This is a genomic window from Mesorhizobium sp. M0217 (assembly GCF_040321955.1).
Taxonomy (GTDB): Bacteria; Pseudomonadota; Alphaproteobacteria; order Rhizobiales; family Rhizobiaceae; genus Mesorhizobium.
The window spans coordinates 1-17874 of record NZ_JAMYSN010000003.1 but is presented as its reverse complement, the minus strand read 5'-3'; the positions used below and the strand labels follow the sequence as shown (position 1 = coordinate 17874).

At 60.0% G+C, this 17874-nt stretch carries 10 protein-coding genes; 5 read left to right on the top strand and 5 right to left on the bottom strand.

Translation table 11 applies throughout. From position 1 onward, the window contains the following. Positions 1 to 9: 9 nt before the first annotated feature. The 4 genes from NKJ18_RS07100 to NKJ18_RS07085 all read right to left on the bottom strand — a co-directional run bounded on the left by NKJ18_RS07100 (position 10) and on the right by NKJ18_RS07085 (position 4988). Entirely contained in the window at positions 10 to 834 is an 825-nt protein-coding gene (locus NKJ18_RS07100) for a FecR family protein (RefSeq protein ID WP_023687780.1), read from the bottom strand. Next, a complete protein-coding gene (locus NKJ18_RS07095; protein WP_197031261.1) occupies positions 831 to 2048 on the bottom strand; it encodes a tetratricopeptide repeat protein in 1218 nt (405 codons plus the stop codon). The genes NKJ18_RS07100 and NKJ18_RS07095 overlap by 4 nt, the downstream gene beginning before the upstream one ends. A gap of 532 nt (positions 2049 to 2580) precedes the next feature. Further along, positions 2581 to 3768, bottom strand: coding sequence for a magnesium transporter (locus NKJ18_RS07090; RefSeq protein ID WP_023736095.1), 1188 nt, complete (start codon positions 3766 to 3768; stop codon positions 2581 to 2583). A gap of 503 nt (positions 3769 to 4271) precedes the next feature. After that, on the bottom strand, positions 4272 to 4988 hold the full coding sequence (locus NKJ18_RS07085; RefSeq protein WP_023687777.1) for a pentapeptide repeat-containing protein: 717 nt from the start codon (positions 4986 to 4988) through the stop codon (positions 4272 to 4274). Between the two features lie 1444 nt (positions 4989 to 6432). Between NKJ18_RS07085 and NKJ18_RS07080 the strand changes: the two genes are divergently transcribed. Genes NKJ18_RS07080 through NKJ18_RS07065 form a run of 4 tightly spaced genes read left to right on the top strand, consistent with a single transcriptional unit; the run spans position 6433 to position 12014 of the window. Further along, a complete protein-coding gene (locus tag NKJ18_RS07080; protein WP_023687776.1) occupies positions 6433 to 7881 on the top strand; it encodes a TolC family protein in 1449 nt (482 codons plus the stop codon). A gap of 37 nt (positions 7882 to 7918) precedes the next feature. After that, positions 7919 to 10051: a type I secretion system permease/ATPase gene (locus NKJ18_RS07075; protein WP_352758024.1), complete on the top strand. Its 2133-nt coding sequence runs from the start codon at positions 7919 to 7921 to the stop codon at positions 10049 to 10051. 42 nt (positions 10052 to 10093) lie between these two features. Next, positions 10094 to 11383 carry an HlyD family type I secretion periplasmic adaptor subunit gene (locus tag NKJ18_RS07070; protein WP_023681070.1) on the top strand — a complete coding sequence of 430 codons (1290 nt, stop codon included), beginning with the start codon at positions 10094 to 10096 and terminating at the stop codon, positions 11381 to 11383. Further along, positions 11373 to 12014 (top strand): ribbon-helix-helix domain-containing protein, encoded by a 642-nt coding sequence (locus tag NKJ18_RS07065; RefSeq protein WP_023681069.1) that lies wholly within the window; start codon positions 11373 to 11375, stop codon positions 12012 to 12014. Before NKJ18_RS07070 ends, NKJ18_RS07065 begins: the two co-directional genes overlap by 11 nt. Positions 12015 to 12099: 85 nt before the next feature. Here NKJ18_RS07065 and NKJ18_RS07060 read toward each other — a convergent pair whose 3' ends face one another. After that, a complete protein-coding gene (locus NKJ18_RS07060) occupies positions 12100 to 13038 on the bottom strand; it encodes a transglutaminase-like cysteine peptidase (RefSeq protein ID WP_023687774.1) in 939 nt (312 codons plus the stop codon). Between the two features lie 322 nt (positions 13039 to 13360). Between NKJ18_RS07060 and NKJ18_RS07055 the strand changes: the two genes are divergently transcribed. Continuing rightward, a partial coding sequence (locus tag NKJ18_RS07055; RefSeq protein ID WP_352758023.1) for a beta strand repeat-containing protein occupies positions 13361 to 17874 on the top strand: 4514 nt, incomplete at its 3' end.

Below are 17874 nucleotides of genomic sequence, written 5' to 3'. Positions count from 1 at the left end.
CAGCCAGGCCTAATCGCAGTTGTAGTAGTAGCAGCAACCCTCACCCTCACACTCGCCCCGCCGCCCCCCGCTGCCCGCAGGTGGCGTTGGGCTGTCAGGGAATTCCATGACCACTCCTGGCAGTGCGCCGTCCCTGGACCCGCAGACTTTGAGCGAGGAGCCTAGAGCCGACGCACAAATTGCGCTTACGTCCAACCCAGGACCCGGTGCGCCCGGCAGGCCGGTTCCCGCTATCCGGTCGATACTGTCCAAGATCGGGAAGGCGTCGATGCCGCCGTAGCCGGCCAGAAGCTTGCCATCGTCCGACGTGCAGGCGTAGCCCGGGTTCGTGATGACCAGCCGTTTGCCATTGATCGTGCAGGTCATGCGGCCGGCGCGCAATATGCCGACGGTCTGGCCGGCTGCCACCAGCACTTCGATGATGCCGCCTCTCGCTCCGAGCACCATGTGCGGCGTCGCAACCTGCATGACGCCCCCTTTCGAAACCTGGCCGCCATAAAAACGGGCCAGGCCGCTGTTCATCCCGATGTCGATCTTTCCCGACCCGGAGCCCGGATTGTAGACGAACTCATCGATCGTCAGGCTGGTGTTTGGACCAATTTTGGCGCTCGATTCATCCCGGAACACCAGCATTCCGAGACCGGTGGGATTGCTGCGCAACTGGTCGCCGAGTTCGACGCCGGCGCCAACGTTCATCGTCCCGCCGTTATTGCGGACGATGATGGTCTGGTAGGCCGTCATCGACCCGACCGTCTCAGCAGCGGATGGTGCCGCGAAGGCGAGGCAGGCGATAAAAATGACGATCTGATGATACCTCATCGCGGCCTCTTTCAATTGAGCGTCAACGTATAGCTCATGAGCATTTCGAACGATTTTCGGTCGCGGTTGGCGAGGGCGAAGTTGGTTTTGCGGTAGGCGAGATCGACGCTGATCTTCTGCGCTTCCGTCAGCTGAAAATCGCTTTCCGAGGCAATGCGCCAGAAGTCGCTCTTGATATTTGTGCCGATGCCGACGGACAGATCGGGAGTGTCGCTGTGGCCGGCCGATAAGGCGATCTGGTGCGACCATGCGAAAAAATCCGGTACGTTCATCAACAGGCCGCCATAGCGGACCTCGCCCGTATAGCTGCGGCTGATTTCGCCCGATCCGGAAGCGAAGTCATTCGAGCCGACAAAGCGCAAGCCGAGCGCCTGGCCATTGCGGAAGCGGTAGCTGCCGCCTGCCTCATAGAAGACCCTGCTATCCGCGAAAATGCCTTGCGAGGCGCTTAGATCGATGTAGCCGCCACCGGCGAAGAGCGTCGTCTCGACCGTCGGGCGAACGACGAAACGTCCACTGAGGCCGATACCGGTTTCGTAAATGTCGCTGTCGAAACGATCCGTAACGGTGAACGCGGAAAGCAGCAGGCGCAGCGAATCGATCCCGCTGTTGGGCAGTCCCTTGTCCCAGGTTATCGCTGCGTTGCCGTGGATAAAAGTCTTCTCGCCACCCGGAACCGACAGGTCTTCCGTGAAAAGACGCTCAGTCGCGGTCAACGACCCCGAAAGAACGAGCGCGTCGGCACTTGGCGTGCCGAGGTCCCACCGCACAAAACCTTCCGCCTGCCCGTAAGGCGAGACGAAGCTGTCGTCGTCCTGCGCCCCGCCTGGCTCAAAATCGGTGAATGCGCTGAATACGCCGCCGGTCAGGGCGAGTTCCCAGGTGACGCCACGCAACGCGCGCTCGATGCGGGCGAGCAGGCGAACAGCTTCCTGTTGCTCACTTGCGGTCAGACCCCCGACTTCGATGCCGTACTGCACCTGCCGCCGGGCCAATTCATAGGACCCGACATGGTAATACAACCGGCTGGCCGCAAGCCGGGCGCGCGCATCGCGGGGGTACTGGATCAGATACTGCTCGATCGAGGAGATCGCCTGATCGTATTGCCCAGCGTTGACCGCAACCGTGACGAATTGGGCGAGCGTTCCATTGTCGGCCGGACTGGCGATGCGGGCCGCAAACGCATCGTCATAGGCCCCAAAAAGACCTTGTGCGCCGGCCGGCAACACGCCGGCACAAAGCAGCGCTGCGGCGAAGCCGAAGATCGTTCGAAACGAAGATTGCATGCCGAGAACCCACCCCAAACCCGACTAGTGCGAGGGATTTAGCACGACTGCAAGAAAAAGGCGACTGAACGGTCGCCGGACTTATGCGAGTCCTCAGCAGCTGTTGCAGCTGCGCAACAAGATATCGGGTTTATTCCTATTTCGGCTGCGCTGATTGTCAAAAACTCTTCTCAACATTGCTGCACGTGATTGAAGTATTTGGCCCAAGGCTTAACAAAATCAAATCTCATCAGTAGTGGATCGCACAGCCGACAAGATTAATATTGGGTGGGCGATCCTGCGTATCTGGTCACCAGGCTTCAAGGTCACCCACGGCTTCTCCAAAGGCCTTCCGTCGCGTTTCGCAAGGGACGGAGAGCTGCCGGAGGTGCTTCTCACGAGGCGTGTGCGATTCGGCCCGGGTCTTGCAATTTCTTTGAACGCGAGGTCAGCTCATTGCCTCAACGCCCAGGGACGCGTCACCGCACGCAGCTTGCTACAGCACGAGCATGGTGGCCAGCCCCAGCATCAGGCCCATGCCTACAATATCGGTCACGGTGGTGAGGAAGATCGCCGAGGCGACCGCCGGATCGGCGCCTACCCGGCGCAGGCCCAACGGGATCAGCACGCCGGAGATGCCGGACATGAGGCACGATCCGGACATGGCAAGCAGGATCACAAGTGCCAGCATCGGCGCTTGCGCCGCCGACGCCGGTTGCCTCGAGGCATAGAACCACATCGCCGCAGCCGCAACAACGCCGACGAGCACGCCGTTGGCGGCCGCGAGCGCGCCCTCTCTCATCACCAAGTGCAGCTTCGGTCGTTTGTCCACATCCCCCAGGGCAAGGCCACGCAGCGTCATAGCCAGTGCCTGGCAGCCGGTGTTTCCGCTCTGCCCGGCCAAGACCGGGAGAAACGCCGCCAGAGCAACGATCTTCTCGATCGTGCCTGTGAACGAACTGACCACGAATGCGGCCATGAAGGCCGTCAGGAGATTCAACTGCAGCCACGGATGACGCTTCAGGAAGGCTGAAAACAGCGGCGTAAAAGAGCGCTCCTCCTTCTGGAGGCCTACCATCTGGCCAGACTGGGCGGAAATCTCGATGATTTGCTGCTCGAACAATCGCCAGCCGCGAACCTGCCCGAGCAGCCGGTTCTCCGCATCCACCACCGGATAGACAGGATAGTGACGCCGTACCGCCGCCTTGCATGCGTTACTCAAAGAGAGACCGACATCAAGAGCGAACGGCCTGGGCAGCATGATGTGATCGACAATCGCGTCGGGTTCGCTCAGCATCAGATCGCGCAGGACCGCTAGGCCAACCAGTCTATTGCCCTCGTCCGTGACGTAGAGATAAGTGAGCTCGGTCGGCACCTGGGCGCCTCTGACAGCTTCCACCGCGGCAGCAACCGTCGTCCCGACAGGAACGCTGGCGGGGATCGGGTCCATCACGTCGACGAGCGACTCGGGGATCGCGAAACCCATCTCACCGTCATGAGAGCTGATGGGCCGCATATGCAGTGGCAAATGCTCGGCCACCTTACGGGCGTGCCCGTCCGGCAACAGCTTTAGTGTGTCGCGGATGAACTCGGGAGACTCTCTAGCGAGCAATTCAGCTGCGTCATCAGGTGCTCGAGCACGCAGCGTGCGCACCAACTTCTGAACGCCGGTCTCTTCGTTCATTTGCTATGGCCCCCAATTGGAAAGTGAAAAAGTTGTGAAGTATCGGATCGCACCGGGGCGGAAATACGACAGCTTCTTCCGGCCCCAGCAGTCCGCTTTGTGGTTGTCGCAAGCGCCGCCTGCACACTCCTAGCTTGAGAAGGCAAAGCAGACGTCTACATTTTGGGCGTGCCTTCGGTCAGGTCAGCATGGGAGTGTCCGCGCTACTTCCCTCGCTTTTCAATCTTTAGATTTGGGAGGTCGGGTCGCTTGGATACCACACCGGCCTCCTTCAAGGCTGTGTATCCAACCTTTTTGAGGAGCTTCTCTGTTTTGGCGCGCTCCTTGTCCAGAGCGGTATCACCTTTGACCTTGGGCATCCGTCCTCCATTTGGTCGTTGTCGTTCGCCGGTAAATGAGATTGCCGGAAATGTCCCGCAGTGTCGTGCTTTGACCCGCGGCCGAGGACTGAATTGAGGCGCTTTGCCGCCCGGCAGCCTTTGGGCGGGAAGCGGACGGGCGGGCTATTCCTGCTGGAATTGACAGGGCCAATCTTCTGGCCTCGTCATGCCAGAAGGCAACTCGGTCCGGGCGTCTCCACAAGCCATGTTGAGCTGCCACTGGGACAGACCCGCCGAATTGGATAGATCGAGGCCCTCGATACGGGTCAGAAAGAAAAAAGCGCCGTCAAAGTCTATCGGTGCGGTGAACTTCGCTCCTCGGAAATCCGCCCGCGCGAGATTGGCAAACGAAAAGTGGCTGCCGCTGATATCGGCGTCATGGAACTGTGCACGCCCCAATTCCGCCTTTGTGAAATCAACATTGACCAGATTGGCGTTCTGGAAATTCGAGCGCTGCACTTCCGCGCCCGTAAACACAGCGCCCTGCGCGTCCATCTGGCTGAAGTCGGTCCTGTACGCCTCGATTTTGTCGAACCGGGCGCCTTTGGCGGTCGAGCCGGCCAGGGAAGCGCGCACAAGCGTTGCCTTCTCAAAATTTGCCGCAAGGAGATTGCTGTTCCTGAGGTCGGTCGAAGTGAAATCAACACCGAACAGGTTTGCCCCGCTCAGGTCCTGTCCTTCCAGGATGAGAAGCTTTTTGTCACACTCCTGCCAATTGACGCCAGGCGTCGCGGCTGCGTAGCAATCTTGAGCGGCGGTGGCGTTTTGCCAAGCCAATACAGTGCAAACCGCCAGAACCAAGCCGGATCCGCCGTAAGCTCTGGTTCGTCTCAAAGTCATTGTTGCTGGACCCCTCTGCTACTCGTCGACAATCAGCCTTACCACATCTGCTGACACTCGAGCCACGGTAACGACCGCCGTCACAGTTGCGCATCAACGATCCGCCGATAGCCAGCGGCAGCTTGCGAAATTATCGAGAGGTGGGGAAAAGCTTTGACGGTAGAGTGCTTTTTCGCGGATGCGATCACAAAACAAAGAGTTCGGCGTAAGCCGTGAGTTATTGGTGGGCCCGGAGGGCGAACGGAAATTGTTGATTTTGCTGGATTTTGGTGGGCCAAAATCTGAAAGGTCCCGTATCATCCCGTATGCTCCCGCGACCCCAAACTGCCGACCATAGCTGACCTCGTTTTGCAAACGTTGGGAGACAGGGTCCAGAACGGCGGAAATGGGGACGGTTGCAGATCGGCAGCTGTGGCAACAGCGCGCGACCAGCTGACGGTCTAGCGCCTCGATATGGCCGATGAGACTTGGGAAGTAACAAACAAGCGGCAGCTTGCAGGCAGTTGTGATCGGTGGAATGGATTTACGAGTCGAGGCGCCGGACCAGGACCGGCTCACTTGCCTCGAAGTTCAGCCTGTTGGAATGGCGCGGAGGAACGAGTAGTGGTATCTAACGAGCCGGCGGCCCTCGATGTTTGACCGCGCTCGTCCTGCAACTCTCGTATGTCGTCCTGCAAAGTGGTGGCGCAACCGACCACTTCGTTCCGCATTGTTTAAACAGCGTATGACTCAATTCCAGTCAGATTTTTTTCTGAGCTGCGAAAAGGCGGACACTAACCGTCAAAAAAATTGCGCTTTTGATTTTAACGGAAAATCGCCGCAAGAACTATTTTGAGGTTTCACCAGCTATCGGGTTCAATGGAGCGATTTTTGGACCTTGCGGCATTCGATGGCCTACAGAACCGCCTCAAAAAGTACCGTCACCTCTTCGGTTGACCGAGTCGTTGATCGGCCGTCATATGAGCCCTATGCTGGCACGCTGGCCAGTGAAGCAGTTGTCGGCCTTTATTCGCCGGCTCAGGGATTTATGCCCACGCTTCAGGTCGAAGAAAGACCGGGGTGTCGGTTCCAGGCTCTGGCAAGCGGGCTAAGATTATCTGCCGATTGTAGCCGCCAACCAAGATGTTGTCGGTCACCTCGCTGAAAAAATACACCCAGAAATAGTCAAGCTATCAGGAGCAAATAGGTCGTAAGGTGGCCTTGCGGTCCTCCTTCCCGGAGCGGTTTCGCTTGCCTGTTCAAACTCGGACGGCTGTTACTCAAAAACCGCAGTGGGTATTTTATGTGCCATTTTTGCGACATTCTATAGAATTTTGCTTGAATTTAGCGTTTTAGCGGGCCCTAAATCAATAAGTGCTCCCATATTTTGCAAATTTGTGAACAATCACGGTTGAGTTGTAACGCCTGGCAATAATGGCGCAGGGGAACGTTGGGGTGGGGTGAAATGAATACGACATCTATGTCGGCGATAGGCAAGCGCCTCGGCCTGCTGACGACGGTCGCCATATTGAGTTGTGGGAATGCTCACGCGCTCACTCTCCAGGAGGCGATGGCGGTTGCGGTGGAGTCCAACCCCGAAATTGGCCAAGCGATCGAAAACCGCGAAGCAATCGAATTCGAGCTACGCCAAGCGAAGGGACTTTATCTTCCCAGCGTCGATGTCGAGGCGTCGGCGGGGGTTCGTCGTCTCGACAATTCCTCCCGGCGTTCGCTGTCCATAGAGGATGACGCGCTCTATCCGTCGGAAGCCGATGTCGTTGTCACGCAGACGCTTTATGACAGCGGCGCAAGGCGGGCGGAACTGAACCGTCAGGCGTCGCGGGTCGACGGCGCATCGTTCCGGGTGCTGGAACGGTCTGAATTCATTGGACTGTCTGTCGTCCAGGACTATCTCGAATACATGCTGCAGGCTTCGATCGTTTCGGAAGCGAAGAAGAATCTGGGCTTTCACCAGGCAATCCTCGGCGACATCCGGCAAGGTATTGCAGGCGGCGCGTTGAACGAGGCTGATCGCCAGCAGGCCGAGGAGCGGCTGTTCGCTGCCAAGGCACGTATGCAGGAGGCGACCGAAGAACTGGAGGCTTCCAAGATACGGTTCTTCAAGACGGTCGGTAAGCCGCTGACCAACGCGTCAAGGCCAGGCGATGTCTCGAGCGCGCTGCCAAGGTCGCTCGACGACGCGCTAGGGCTGGCGCGACAGAACAATCCGCGCGTCCACATGGCCAACAGCGATATCGACGCCGCCGCCTCCCTGGTGGATGCGGCGCGGGCGAAATTCGGGCCCTCCGTCATCGCCGAAGGCCGCGCCCGCGGCGGCTATGACATCGACGGCGACGATGGCGACGCCAGCGACCTGCAGGCGCGGCTGGTGCTGCGCTGGAACCTCTATCGCGGCGGCATCGACAAAGCCAACGAGCAAGAGCAGGTCCGCCGCACCAGCGAGCAGCGCCTTGTGCTGCACCAGGTTCTGCGCGAGATCGAGGAAGCCGTCCGTACGTCATGGGATCGCCGCTTCCGGCAGGCCGATCTGGCAAAGACATTGAAGCTTCAGGCTGCCGCCAACGAAAGGCTGGTGGCGTCCTATCGCGAGCAGTTCAAGGTCGGACAGCGCTCGCTGCTCGACGTGCTCGACGCGCAGAACACGCGGTTCAACACAGCTACGCTTGCCGACACCGCATCCTACGCGTCGCTTTTCGCGCAGTACCGGCTGCTGGCGGCAACCGGGCAGTTGCTGAAGACCATGAATCTTCAGCCGGCAAAACAGGCCACCGCCTATGCCAAGGCCGAGTTCAATGCGCCTGAAACGGCCGACACCGAAACCTATGCGCGCACGCCGTCGGAGCAGACGAACGATCTGCCTTTCGACATCCTCGCACCGGTAAGAAAGAAGTAGGAAGGTCAAGGACGAACGATAGTCCTGCGGGCCGATCGTGAACCCACAACCCAAAATCCTCTCCCCAAAAGAGGCGTTCAAGGCCTGCTTCTCCGCTGTTGCCGGGTACCTCGGCAGGCCGAGTTCCGAGACCGTGCTGTTTGCCGGCGTGCCGCTGTCAGACACCCGCATCGATATCGACGCCATCCGGCATCTTGCCGAACGCATCGGTCTTGAAATCACGGAATTCAGCCATCGCGACTTTCTTCGCGGACGCATCGACCTTCCCGCCATTCTGTTTCGCGTCAGCCAGTTGCCTGTAGCGCTGCTTGCCCAGACCGAGGACGGTGGATTTACGACCGCTCCCCAGGAAGACGGCCGCACGACAATCAGCAAATCCGAGTTTTCCGGAAGTTATATTAGTGGCGGCGTTTCGTTCTCGATAACCTATGCCAACGCAGTAGAGGCGATGAGCGTCGGTTCGGCGGCCAAGATCGAGCGGCGACATTGGCTGACCGGCACGATGGGGCCGTTCTGGCGCACCTATTCGAAGGTCATCCTGTCGGCGGTATTCATCAATCTGCTGGCTCTTGCCTCACCGATCTTCACCATGAACGTCTACGACAGGATCTTGCCGAACAAGGCGATATCGACGCTCTGGGTGCTGTCGATCGGGATCGGCGCGGTCATTCTGTTCGACCTGCTCTTGAAGACCGCCAGAGCGTCACTGATCGACTATGCCGGGCGCAAGGCCGATCTTCGCATCTCCTATATGCTATTCGAGAAGGTGCTGAACTCGTCCTTGTCGGCAAGGCCCGGCTCAACCGGCGAATATGCAAATCGGGTGACCCAGTACGAGTTCGTGCGCGAGTTTTTCACGTCGAACACCATCAGCGTCTTCATCGACACAGCATTCGTCTTCGTCTTTCTTCTTGTCATCTATGCGATAGGCGGTTGCCTGGTCGTCATACCGGCCATTGCCTTTGTCGCCTCGGTGATCGTCGGGCTGATCACGCAACGGCGCATCGGCAAACGCGTTGCCGCTTCCATGAACGAGGCTTCGCAGCGCCAGGCCCTGCTGGTGGAATCCATCTCCACGCTGGAAACGATCAAATCGCTGCGCGCAGAGGCGTACCTTCTGCGAAAATGGGCGGAGCATTCCAAGAACGCATCCAACACGTCCGAGAAGATCAAACAGCTTTCGGCTGCCGCCGGCAACATAACCCAAGCCATCCAGCAGATGGTCACCGTCGCTTTGATCGTGGCCGGCGCCTATGCCTTTTCGGAAGGGCATGTCTCGACCGGCGCCATCATCGGCACCGTCATGCTGGCAGGCCGGGCGGTGGCCCCGCTTGGGCAGATTGCGATCACCTTGTCCAGACTTCGCCAGGCGATGCTGTCCCTGCGAATGGTGAATTCGATCATGGCGCAGCCTGAGGATCGGCCGGACACGGTTGGTTTCGTCAACCGCCCCATTCGCAACGGTGCAATGGCATTCAGGAATGTCGGCTTTGTCTACCCGGGTTCCGAAAACGAAGTGCTGACCGGCCTGAATTTCTCGGTGAAGCCCGGTGAGCGGATCGGCATCATCGGCCGCATAGGCTCGGGAAAGACGACCATGGGGCGGCTGATCGGCAGGCTTTTCCTGCCGACCTCCGGCGAGTTGCTGCTGGACGGGATCGACATCCGTCAATACCACCCGTCGGAGGTTCGCGCCGCGGTCGGGATCGTCGCGCAAGCCAACGATCTGTTTTCCGGCACCATCAAGGAAAATCTCCTGATGGCGTGCCCGGAGGCGACCGATGAGCAGATCGTCGACGCGGCCAAGGCTGCCGGCGTCGACGACTTCGTCTCCCGCCATCCGCGAGGTTACGACATGAATGTCGGCGAGCGCGGCACCAATCTCTCGGGCGGTCAGAGGCAGACAATGGCAATTGCCCGCCTGTTGCTGACCAAACCGAAAATCGTGTTCCTGGACGAGCCGTCCGGCTCGATGGATCTGGCCTCCGAGCGCCAGCTGATCAAGCAGCTCAAAGTGGCTTTCGATCGCAACACGACCCTGATCGTATCGACGCACCGCTTCAGCATGCTCGAGCTGGCCGACCGCCTGATCGTCATCGAGCAGGGCAAGATCGTTGCCGATGGACCGAAAGACCAGGTGATACAGGCGCTGCAGAAAACAAGCGCCTGACGAACAGAATTATGCGTGAACACAGCACGTTGGGACGTGGTAATGCTAGCCAGGGAAGACCGTCCGCCGCTTTTTGCGTCGGCTTCGATATTCATTATCGGAGCGCTTTTTGCGAGTTCGGTAGCCTGGGCATCCTTCGCCGAGGTCGATGAAATCGCACGCGGCGACGGCAAGATCATACCGGCGTCGAAGACCCAGATCATCCAGGCCAGCGAGCCGGGCGTGGTTCAGGAAATCGCCGTGACGATCGGTCAGGTCGTCAAGAAGAATGACCTCATCATTCGTCTCGACAACACCTTCAACACTTCCAGCCTTGGCGAGCAGCAGGCCAAGGCGCGGGCGCTGCAGACGCGCATTGCACGGCTCCAATTCGAACAGACCGGCAGCCTCGAGGGCGCGTTTCCCTGTCCGTCCGAGATCCAGAAGGTGGCGCCGGAAATCTGCGACAACGAGCAGAAGCTGCTAATCGCGCGGCGCGACAACTTCGAAGTCAAACTGTCGGTTCTCAAGTCGCGGCTCGATCAGCGTGAGAAGGAACTCGACGAAGCCAACGCCAATGCCGATCGCCTCACCAAGAACCTGGCCGTCAGCGACCAGGAGGCGAAGCTGGTCGAAGCGATGGTCAAGAAAGGCCTGATGGCGCGAACCGAGCAGCTCCGCGTCGAGCGCGAGCAGACCGAGCTCAATGGTCAGCTGACGCTTGCCGGAGAGACCATCAAGAAAGCCAGGTCGGCCATCACGGAAGCCAAGCTTCAGGTCGACGAACTTGGCCTGCAGCTGCAACAGGAAGCGCTCAGCGATCTGACGCAGGCGCTGGCCGATCTCTCGGTGGTGGACGAGACGATACGCGGTGCCACCGACAAGGTGGCGCGTACCGATATCCGTTCGCCTGTCGATGGTATCGTCAACACGCTTGACATCAACACGGTCGGCGCCTTCGTCCAGCCCGGCGCGGTCGTCGCGGGTATCGTGCCGACGTCCGAGACCCTGCTGGTCGAAGCCCGGGTCTCACCGCGGGACGTCGCCTTCATCCGGCCGGGCCAGGATGCCCTGATCAAGGTGACCGCCTATGACTTCTCGATCTTCGGCGGCATCGAAGGCAAGGTCTCGAACATCACTGCCGACAGCCTGGTCGACCAGAAGACCGGCGAACCCTATTATCAGGTCCGTGTCGCCACCGACAAATCGACCCTGACACGCGACGGCAAGACCTATTCGATCATCCCCGGCATGATCTGTTCGGTCGACATCAAGACCGGACGCAAAACGATTCTCACCTACCTTATGAAGCCGATCAACAAGGCGCGAGAGGAGGCAATGAGTGAGCGATAGCGCGGTCTCCCTTCCTGCCGATCGCGACCGGCTGCTGCCACCGCTGGCGGCAGAGGATTTCGGACTGGAGTTCCGGGTTGTGGCGCGTGGCGGCATGCGCCGCGGCATTCGTCTGGAACGGGCGTTCTGGACATCGCTGAAGCAGATGGCGGAAAGCCGCAAATGCACGATCGGCACACTGATCGAGGAAATTGCAGAGAGCCACGCCAACGCCGGAAACCTGACATCGGCAATTCGCGTAGCCTGCATGCGTGGATTGGCCGACCAAAACCTCACCTTGCAGAGGCTCGCGTCGATCAAGACCATCAGCGCCATTCTCGTCGCCTGTCCCTCGCCGGCCTTTGCCCTGGCATCGTCGAAGAAGATCCTGACCTTCAATGCGCCGTTCCAGCAACTGGTGCGGCGGCAATTGCCGGTGGCGCCGAACGAGGACGCGCGCCAGGATCTCAAGCTGGCGCTGGACCTCAATGTCGCCGACATATTCGCTAGGCTCGACGCCAATGGCGAGACGCCGGTCGCGACCGGTTTCGTCATAGGCGCCGGCGACCGCCGCTACCGCGGTCAACTGAGCGCGGTGCGGGCGCCGGTGGTCGAGCCGGAACTGCTGATGGCGTTCGTCTTCGGCGGCTAGAGCAATTCCGGGAAAAGTGTGAGCGGTTTCCGTGGAAAATTGCGTCAAACAAGAGATAGAGCGCTCAAGACTCTCTGATGGGAGCTTACGGCTGCACACCTTCACCAGGCGCGACCGTCGAAAGGCCGCCCTTGATATCGGCTATTTGAGCAGAACCGGTCTTCGCGCCATGGATCCACGCGCGATCGGTGCTGAACGAATACAGCGGCACGTAGGTCGGCAGGTCTGTGTCGCGGGAAACTACATTGCTCAAACTGTCGAGAATGAAGACGCCGCTGCCGGTGCTGACCGACAGCACGGCATGAAAGAAACCGCGCTTGCGATCCTGCAAGACGACCAGCGACATGCTCTGCGCCGGGATGCCTGCATGCAGCAGCGCGGCCATCTTGAGGATGGCGAAATCCTCGCAGTCCCCTGCCCGCCGCTCAAGGATTTCCCGGGGCTTGGCCCAGTAGTCGAGCTTGCCGTAAACCACGCTGTCCTTCTTGTAGGCGATGGCGCGATTTATACTTGAGTTGACGAAGGACAACTTGTCGATGAAGCGCTTGTTCCCGGCTGCCTTGACTATCTCGGCAAAGGCGCTGTTCTTGCGTTCGCACGCGCTGCTCGCGGTACAGTCGACAATTGCCTTGTAGACCGGCGCCCAGCGCGCCGAAACCGGGAAATTGCGCATCGACAGGGCAACAGAACCGAACACGCCGGGAATGATCGCCGCCGTCTGGATCAGGTCGATCCCGGCGGCGGGCGGCGCGATCGAAGAACCACGCTTTTCATCAACGGCAACAGAGCTGCTGAAAATCATGCCGATCCGGTAGGCTGAAACCGGCTGCCATGGCTGCGGCCGAGCCAGCGAAACGCCGCCGAGACTGGAAGGGGTTTCGACCGCCGCCAGAACTCCAGCGGCAGCGCCGGCATTCACGGTAATTGCTTTCGCGGATGATGGCTGCGGCAGGCTTGTGATCGCCATTGCCAGCAGGATGAGCCTGAGCCCGGTTATTCCCAGGGCAGATTTTTCTTTTTTCATAACGCCCACCTCTTGACTGTGGACGGTACCAATCTTGTCTCAAATTACTGGAAAGGAAGGTGGATAAGTTTCCTTCAATCGGGAATACCTATTTTGTGTAAAACTTTATTCAAACTTATACTTCTGTTTACCAATCCAGCTCAGCCGGCGGATATAAACGAAGCGCGGCGCGGTCAATGTATATCAGATTATATCTTCCGGGTTTACCACACGTAAAAAATGCCGAGACTTGCATACCGGGATATATGAAATTGATTGCGGGACAGTTGCAAAGCAGAAGTCGTCACTGTCTCTATCCGGGAAATGCCGGAGGGGTTTGGCGATGACGACCAGTAACGATTTGGATACCGTCTCGAATTCTTGGGACGAGCACTCTTCACATGAACATGGCGGCTCGCCATCGCAGGCAGGCATCCAGGTAGCGCAGGCCGCTCAGGCGGCGCCTGCCGAGCCGGTGCCGGTCGATGTCGGCAGTGGCGCACCCGTTCAGCCGGCAGCACCCGCGGAGGCGAAAGCGCCGGCGGCAGCCGCGCCGCATGAATACGTGGCCGACGCCAGCAACATCGTGAAGCTTCCGGCGGACGTCTCCATCGACAACATCAAGGTCGACGGCCACAATCTGTTGCTGGAACAGGCCGACGGTTCAGTCATCCTCATCAAGGATGGCGCGCTCAACGTGCCGACCTTCATCATCGGTGATGTCGAAGTTCCGCGCGTGGCCTTGCTGGCCGCTCTTGAAGCGAGCCACGTCGATGTCGCCTTCGGTGCCGATGGTTCGATCTCGGCCGGCCCGGGCGGCGCCCCAGGCAGTGCCGGCGGCGACTTCACCATTCCCCCAGGTGGTATCGGCGACGGCTTCGATCTTTCCGCATTGTTGCCGCCGACGGACCTGCAATTTGGACGGCTGGAGCCGCGTGAGCTGACGATCGGGGTCAGGGAAGAAGATACGACGCCGACAATCGACATTGGCTCCGGATTTGTCGTCAACGAGGCCGCGCTTTCCGACGGGACGGACCCGGCCAGCACCGCCGAGCAGGTTTCAGGGACCTTCAACATCGTCTCGGGTGATGGCATCGGGACGCTTGTCATTGACGGTGTGGACGTGACCAACGGCGGCAGCGTTGCCGGGCAATACGGCACGCTCGTGGTCACCGGCAATCCTACGAACGGCTATAGCTGGATTTATACCCTTGCCGACAACACTCTTGATCATCACGACAACTCATCGACCGGAACGACCGAGGGGGTTTCCGACAGCTTTGCCGTCGTGGTTACAGACACAGACAATGATCCGGCCACCGCGACCCTCAATATTGGTGTGCTGGACGACGGCCCAACGCTTTCGGTCCAGGCAACTGCGCAAGCGGCACAGTTGCTTTCGGTCGAACTCGACGAGACGGTCGGCGGCGACCGCTACAATAGCGGCGAGACTGAAGATGCCGGCGGTAACGCCAACACGGATGACGGCGTTGGCCTGGCCCAGGTGACGACCGGCCTGGCGGGTGGCCTTTCTTCGCTATTCGCCGTTGGCGGCGTCTACGGTGCAGACGGACCGGGCAGCACGACCGGGCAGTTGGCATTCACCGGCATTCCAGTCGGTGGCCTTGCCACGAATCTCACTGCCACCGACGGCGGCGCCGTTACGCTCTTCCTCGAAGGAGGAGTGATTGTCGGCCGCGACACGCAGGGTGATCAGGTTCTGACCATTGCGATCACCGGTGCGCCGGGCGCCGAGCAGCTGCAGACCACGCTCTACGAAGCACTCAACCATGGCGCCGACGGCAACAAGTTCGATTCCGAGCTCAACCTGTCGCTTACCAATGGCGGTCAGGTTCAGCTGCAATATGAGGTGACGCGCCAGGATGGCGACGGCGACACCGTCATCGAGAAGGCGACCGTAGACCTGATCGACGACAAGGGTTCGGCATTCTCCTTCGACGATGACGGGCCAAGCCTTACGGTTGGCGCCCACGATGGAGCCGCTGGCCTGCTTTCCGTCGAACTCGACGAGACGGTTGGCGCGGATCGCTACAATGGCGCTATCGGCGAGACCGAAGATGCCGGCGGCAACGCCAACACGGATGATGCCGGTCCGGGCCTGGCGCAGGTCAACACCGCGGTAGCAGGCGGACTGACCAATCTGTTCACTGTCGGCGGCAGCTATGGTTCGGACGGTCCTGGTACCGTTACCGGGAATCTGAGCTTTACTGGCATTCCGGCCGGTGGCCTTGCCACGAATCTCACCGCCACCGACGGCGGCGCCGTCACGCTCTTCCTCGAAGGAGGAGTGATCGTCGGCCGCGACACGCATGGCGATCAGGTTCTGACCATCGCGATCACCGGGGCGCCTGGCGCCGAGCAGCTGCAGACCACGCTCTATGAGGCACTTAACCATGGCGCCGACGGCAACAAGTTCGATTCCGAACTCAATCTGTCGCTGACCAATGGCGGCCAGGTTCAGCTGCAATATGAGGTAACGCGCCAGGATGGCGACGGCGACACCATCACAGAGAAGGCGACCGTCGACCTGATCAACGGCCAAGGCTCCGCATTCTCCTTCGACGATGACGGGCCGAAGGTTACTGGCACCGCCCAGGTCACCGCGAATGTTGACGAAGACGGTCTGCACAACAGCCAGTCCACCGGAAATGCCGACAATCCTCAGCCGGACGGCGAAGTGACCGGAACAAACTCCGCTGTTGCCATCGGTGCTGCCGGCGCATTGAATGCAATCGTCGACTTCGGCTCTGACGGCCCGAATGCGAGCTCGGCCTTCGGCCTTGTCACCCAAACCACCCCATCGGATTCGGGATTTGATTCGAAAGGCGGCAACGTCCTCATCGTCTCCGACGGCACGACCCTGACCGGCTATGTCGATGTAGGCGCCGGCGCCGGCTATCAGGCGGGCACGGATCGTCCCGTTTTCACCCTGACCGTCGGTGCGGACGGCTCCTATGTCTTCACCCTGATCGACCAGATCGATCATCCGACTCTGGATACGCTCCCGGGCGATAACACCGAAAATACGCTTGCCAATGGCGGTATCGATCTTTCGGCCTTCGTCATCGCCATGGACGGTGACGGCGACACCATCGGACTGGCGGCTGGTACATTCAAGGTCCAGGTGCTCGACGACGTTCCGCAGATCGTCGCGCGGGATGCCGGCACGACGACCACAACCACGACCGAAACGATCGTCTACACGCTGCAGGCCGGCAACACCGATGTTCGCGGCATGGATGGCGCAGGCAACCACGACATCAAGCTCAGCGCCGTCGACATCAACGAAGGCGACAATTCCGTCAACACCACCGGCACCAAGATCGGCGTTGGCGATGGCCAGATCATCGACGGATACGAAACCCATCCGCATTTGACCGGCCCCGAAATCGTGACGATGGACTTCGTCAACAATCTTGTCATCGCCCCCAACAATCCGAATCCGCCCAGCATCACCGACGGTGGTTCATACGACGTCGACTCGGTCAAGTTCACGATCGATGTTGCGGAAGCCCAGGGTGTCGAAGCCGCCGTGATGTTCATCGGCGCCAAGGACGGTGGCACATTCGAGCCGTTCACCGTGAGCATCAATGGTGTGCTGACGGCCGGCACGGCTGTCTTCGAGGGCGGCGTGCAGGTGGGCTATGCCTTCGCCGGCGTGCCCGATGGTGCGACTGTCGAGGTCATCGGCAGCACCCCGTTCGACCAGCTCAAGGTGGGCAACTACAACGATTTTACCTTCGATTCCAACGCTGGCGGAACCGATGCGACCCTGACTGGCGGCAACCCGTTCAAGATCTTCGGCATCGAAGCCAAGGTCACGACAGTCACAACGCAGACCGAGGTCTTCCGGGTCAGCCACGACGAGTCCGCCGGCGTCAACAATGCCGCGGATCCCAATCCGGCCAACGACACCGCGCTGCCCCCGCCTGCCCTGGTCATCGAACCAGACGCACTAGGTTACGCAAAATCTTCAGCCAGTGCACTCGGCCTGTTCAATGCGTCGGTTGGCGCGGACGACGACGCGACGTTCTCCTTTGCGGTGACGGATGCGAACGGCAACCCGCTGGCAAACATCGATTCGGGCCTGAAGACACTCGACGGCCTGGCAATCATGCTCTCGACAAATGCGGACGGCGTTCTCGTCGGCTCTGCCAACGGCGTCGACGTCTTCAAGGTTTATGTCGATCCAACCGGAGCGGTCTGGATCGGGCAGTATCAGCCGATCGCTCACAATGTCGACGGTTCAAGCACCGCAGCCTTTGACGACATCGCGACCGTCACCGCCGACCTGCACGTCAAGGCCACGATCACCGATTTCGACGGCGACACGAGCACCGCCGTATCCCATGTCGCGTTGAGCATCGAATTCCAGGATGATGGCCCGGTTGCGGTCAACGATCAGGACTCGGTCACCGAAGATGGGCCGCTCACGGCAGACGGCAATGTGATCACGGGCGTGGGTGGCGCCGACGCAAACGCAACCGACGGCCACGCGGATCACCTCGGCACCGACGGCTTGGGCTCGATCACCTGGGACGGCGCCGTTGCCAACCACGTTGCTGGAACCTACGGCCAGCTTACGGTGGGCGCCGACGGCAGCTACACATATGTGCTCTACACCCAAGCCCAGAACCCGGCCGGGTATGCCGCGGTACAGGCGCTGGATGTCGGCCAGACCGTGGCCGAGAGCTTCGACTATGCTGTGGCGGATGGCGACGGCGATACCGCTCTGGCGTCCCTGACCATCACCATCAACGGCACCAACGACGTGCCGCAGATCGTCGTCGACCAGGGCAACCCGGCCGGCGCGCACGACCTGGTCTATGAAGCCGG

What these genes read in the sequence shown, in the direction of transcription:
- NKJ18_RS07090 (WP_023736095.1), bottom strand. Translation starts at nt 3,768, where the DNA reads ATGAACGAAGAGACCGGCGTTCAGAAGTTGGTGCGCACGCTGCGTGCT.
- NKJ18_RS07085 (WP_023687777.1), bottom strand. Translation starts at nt 4,988, where the DNA reads ATGACTTTGAGACGAACCAGAGCTTACGGCGGATCCGGCTTGGTTCTG.
- NKJ18_RS07080 (WP_023687776.1), top strand. Translation starts at nt 6,433, where the DNA reads ATGAATACGACATCTATGTCGGCGATAGGCAAGCGCCTCGGCCTGCTG.
- NKJ18_RS07070 (WP_023681070.1), top strand. Translation starts at nt 10,094, where the DNA reads ATGCTAGCCAGGGAAGACCGTCCGCCGCTTTTTGCGTCGGCTTCGATA.
- NKJ18_RS07060 (WP_023687774.1), bottom strand. Translation starts at nt 13,038, where the DNA reads ATGAAAAAAGAAAAATCTGCCCTGGGAATAACCGGGCTCAGGCTCATC.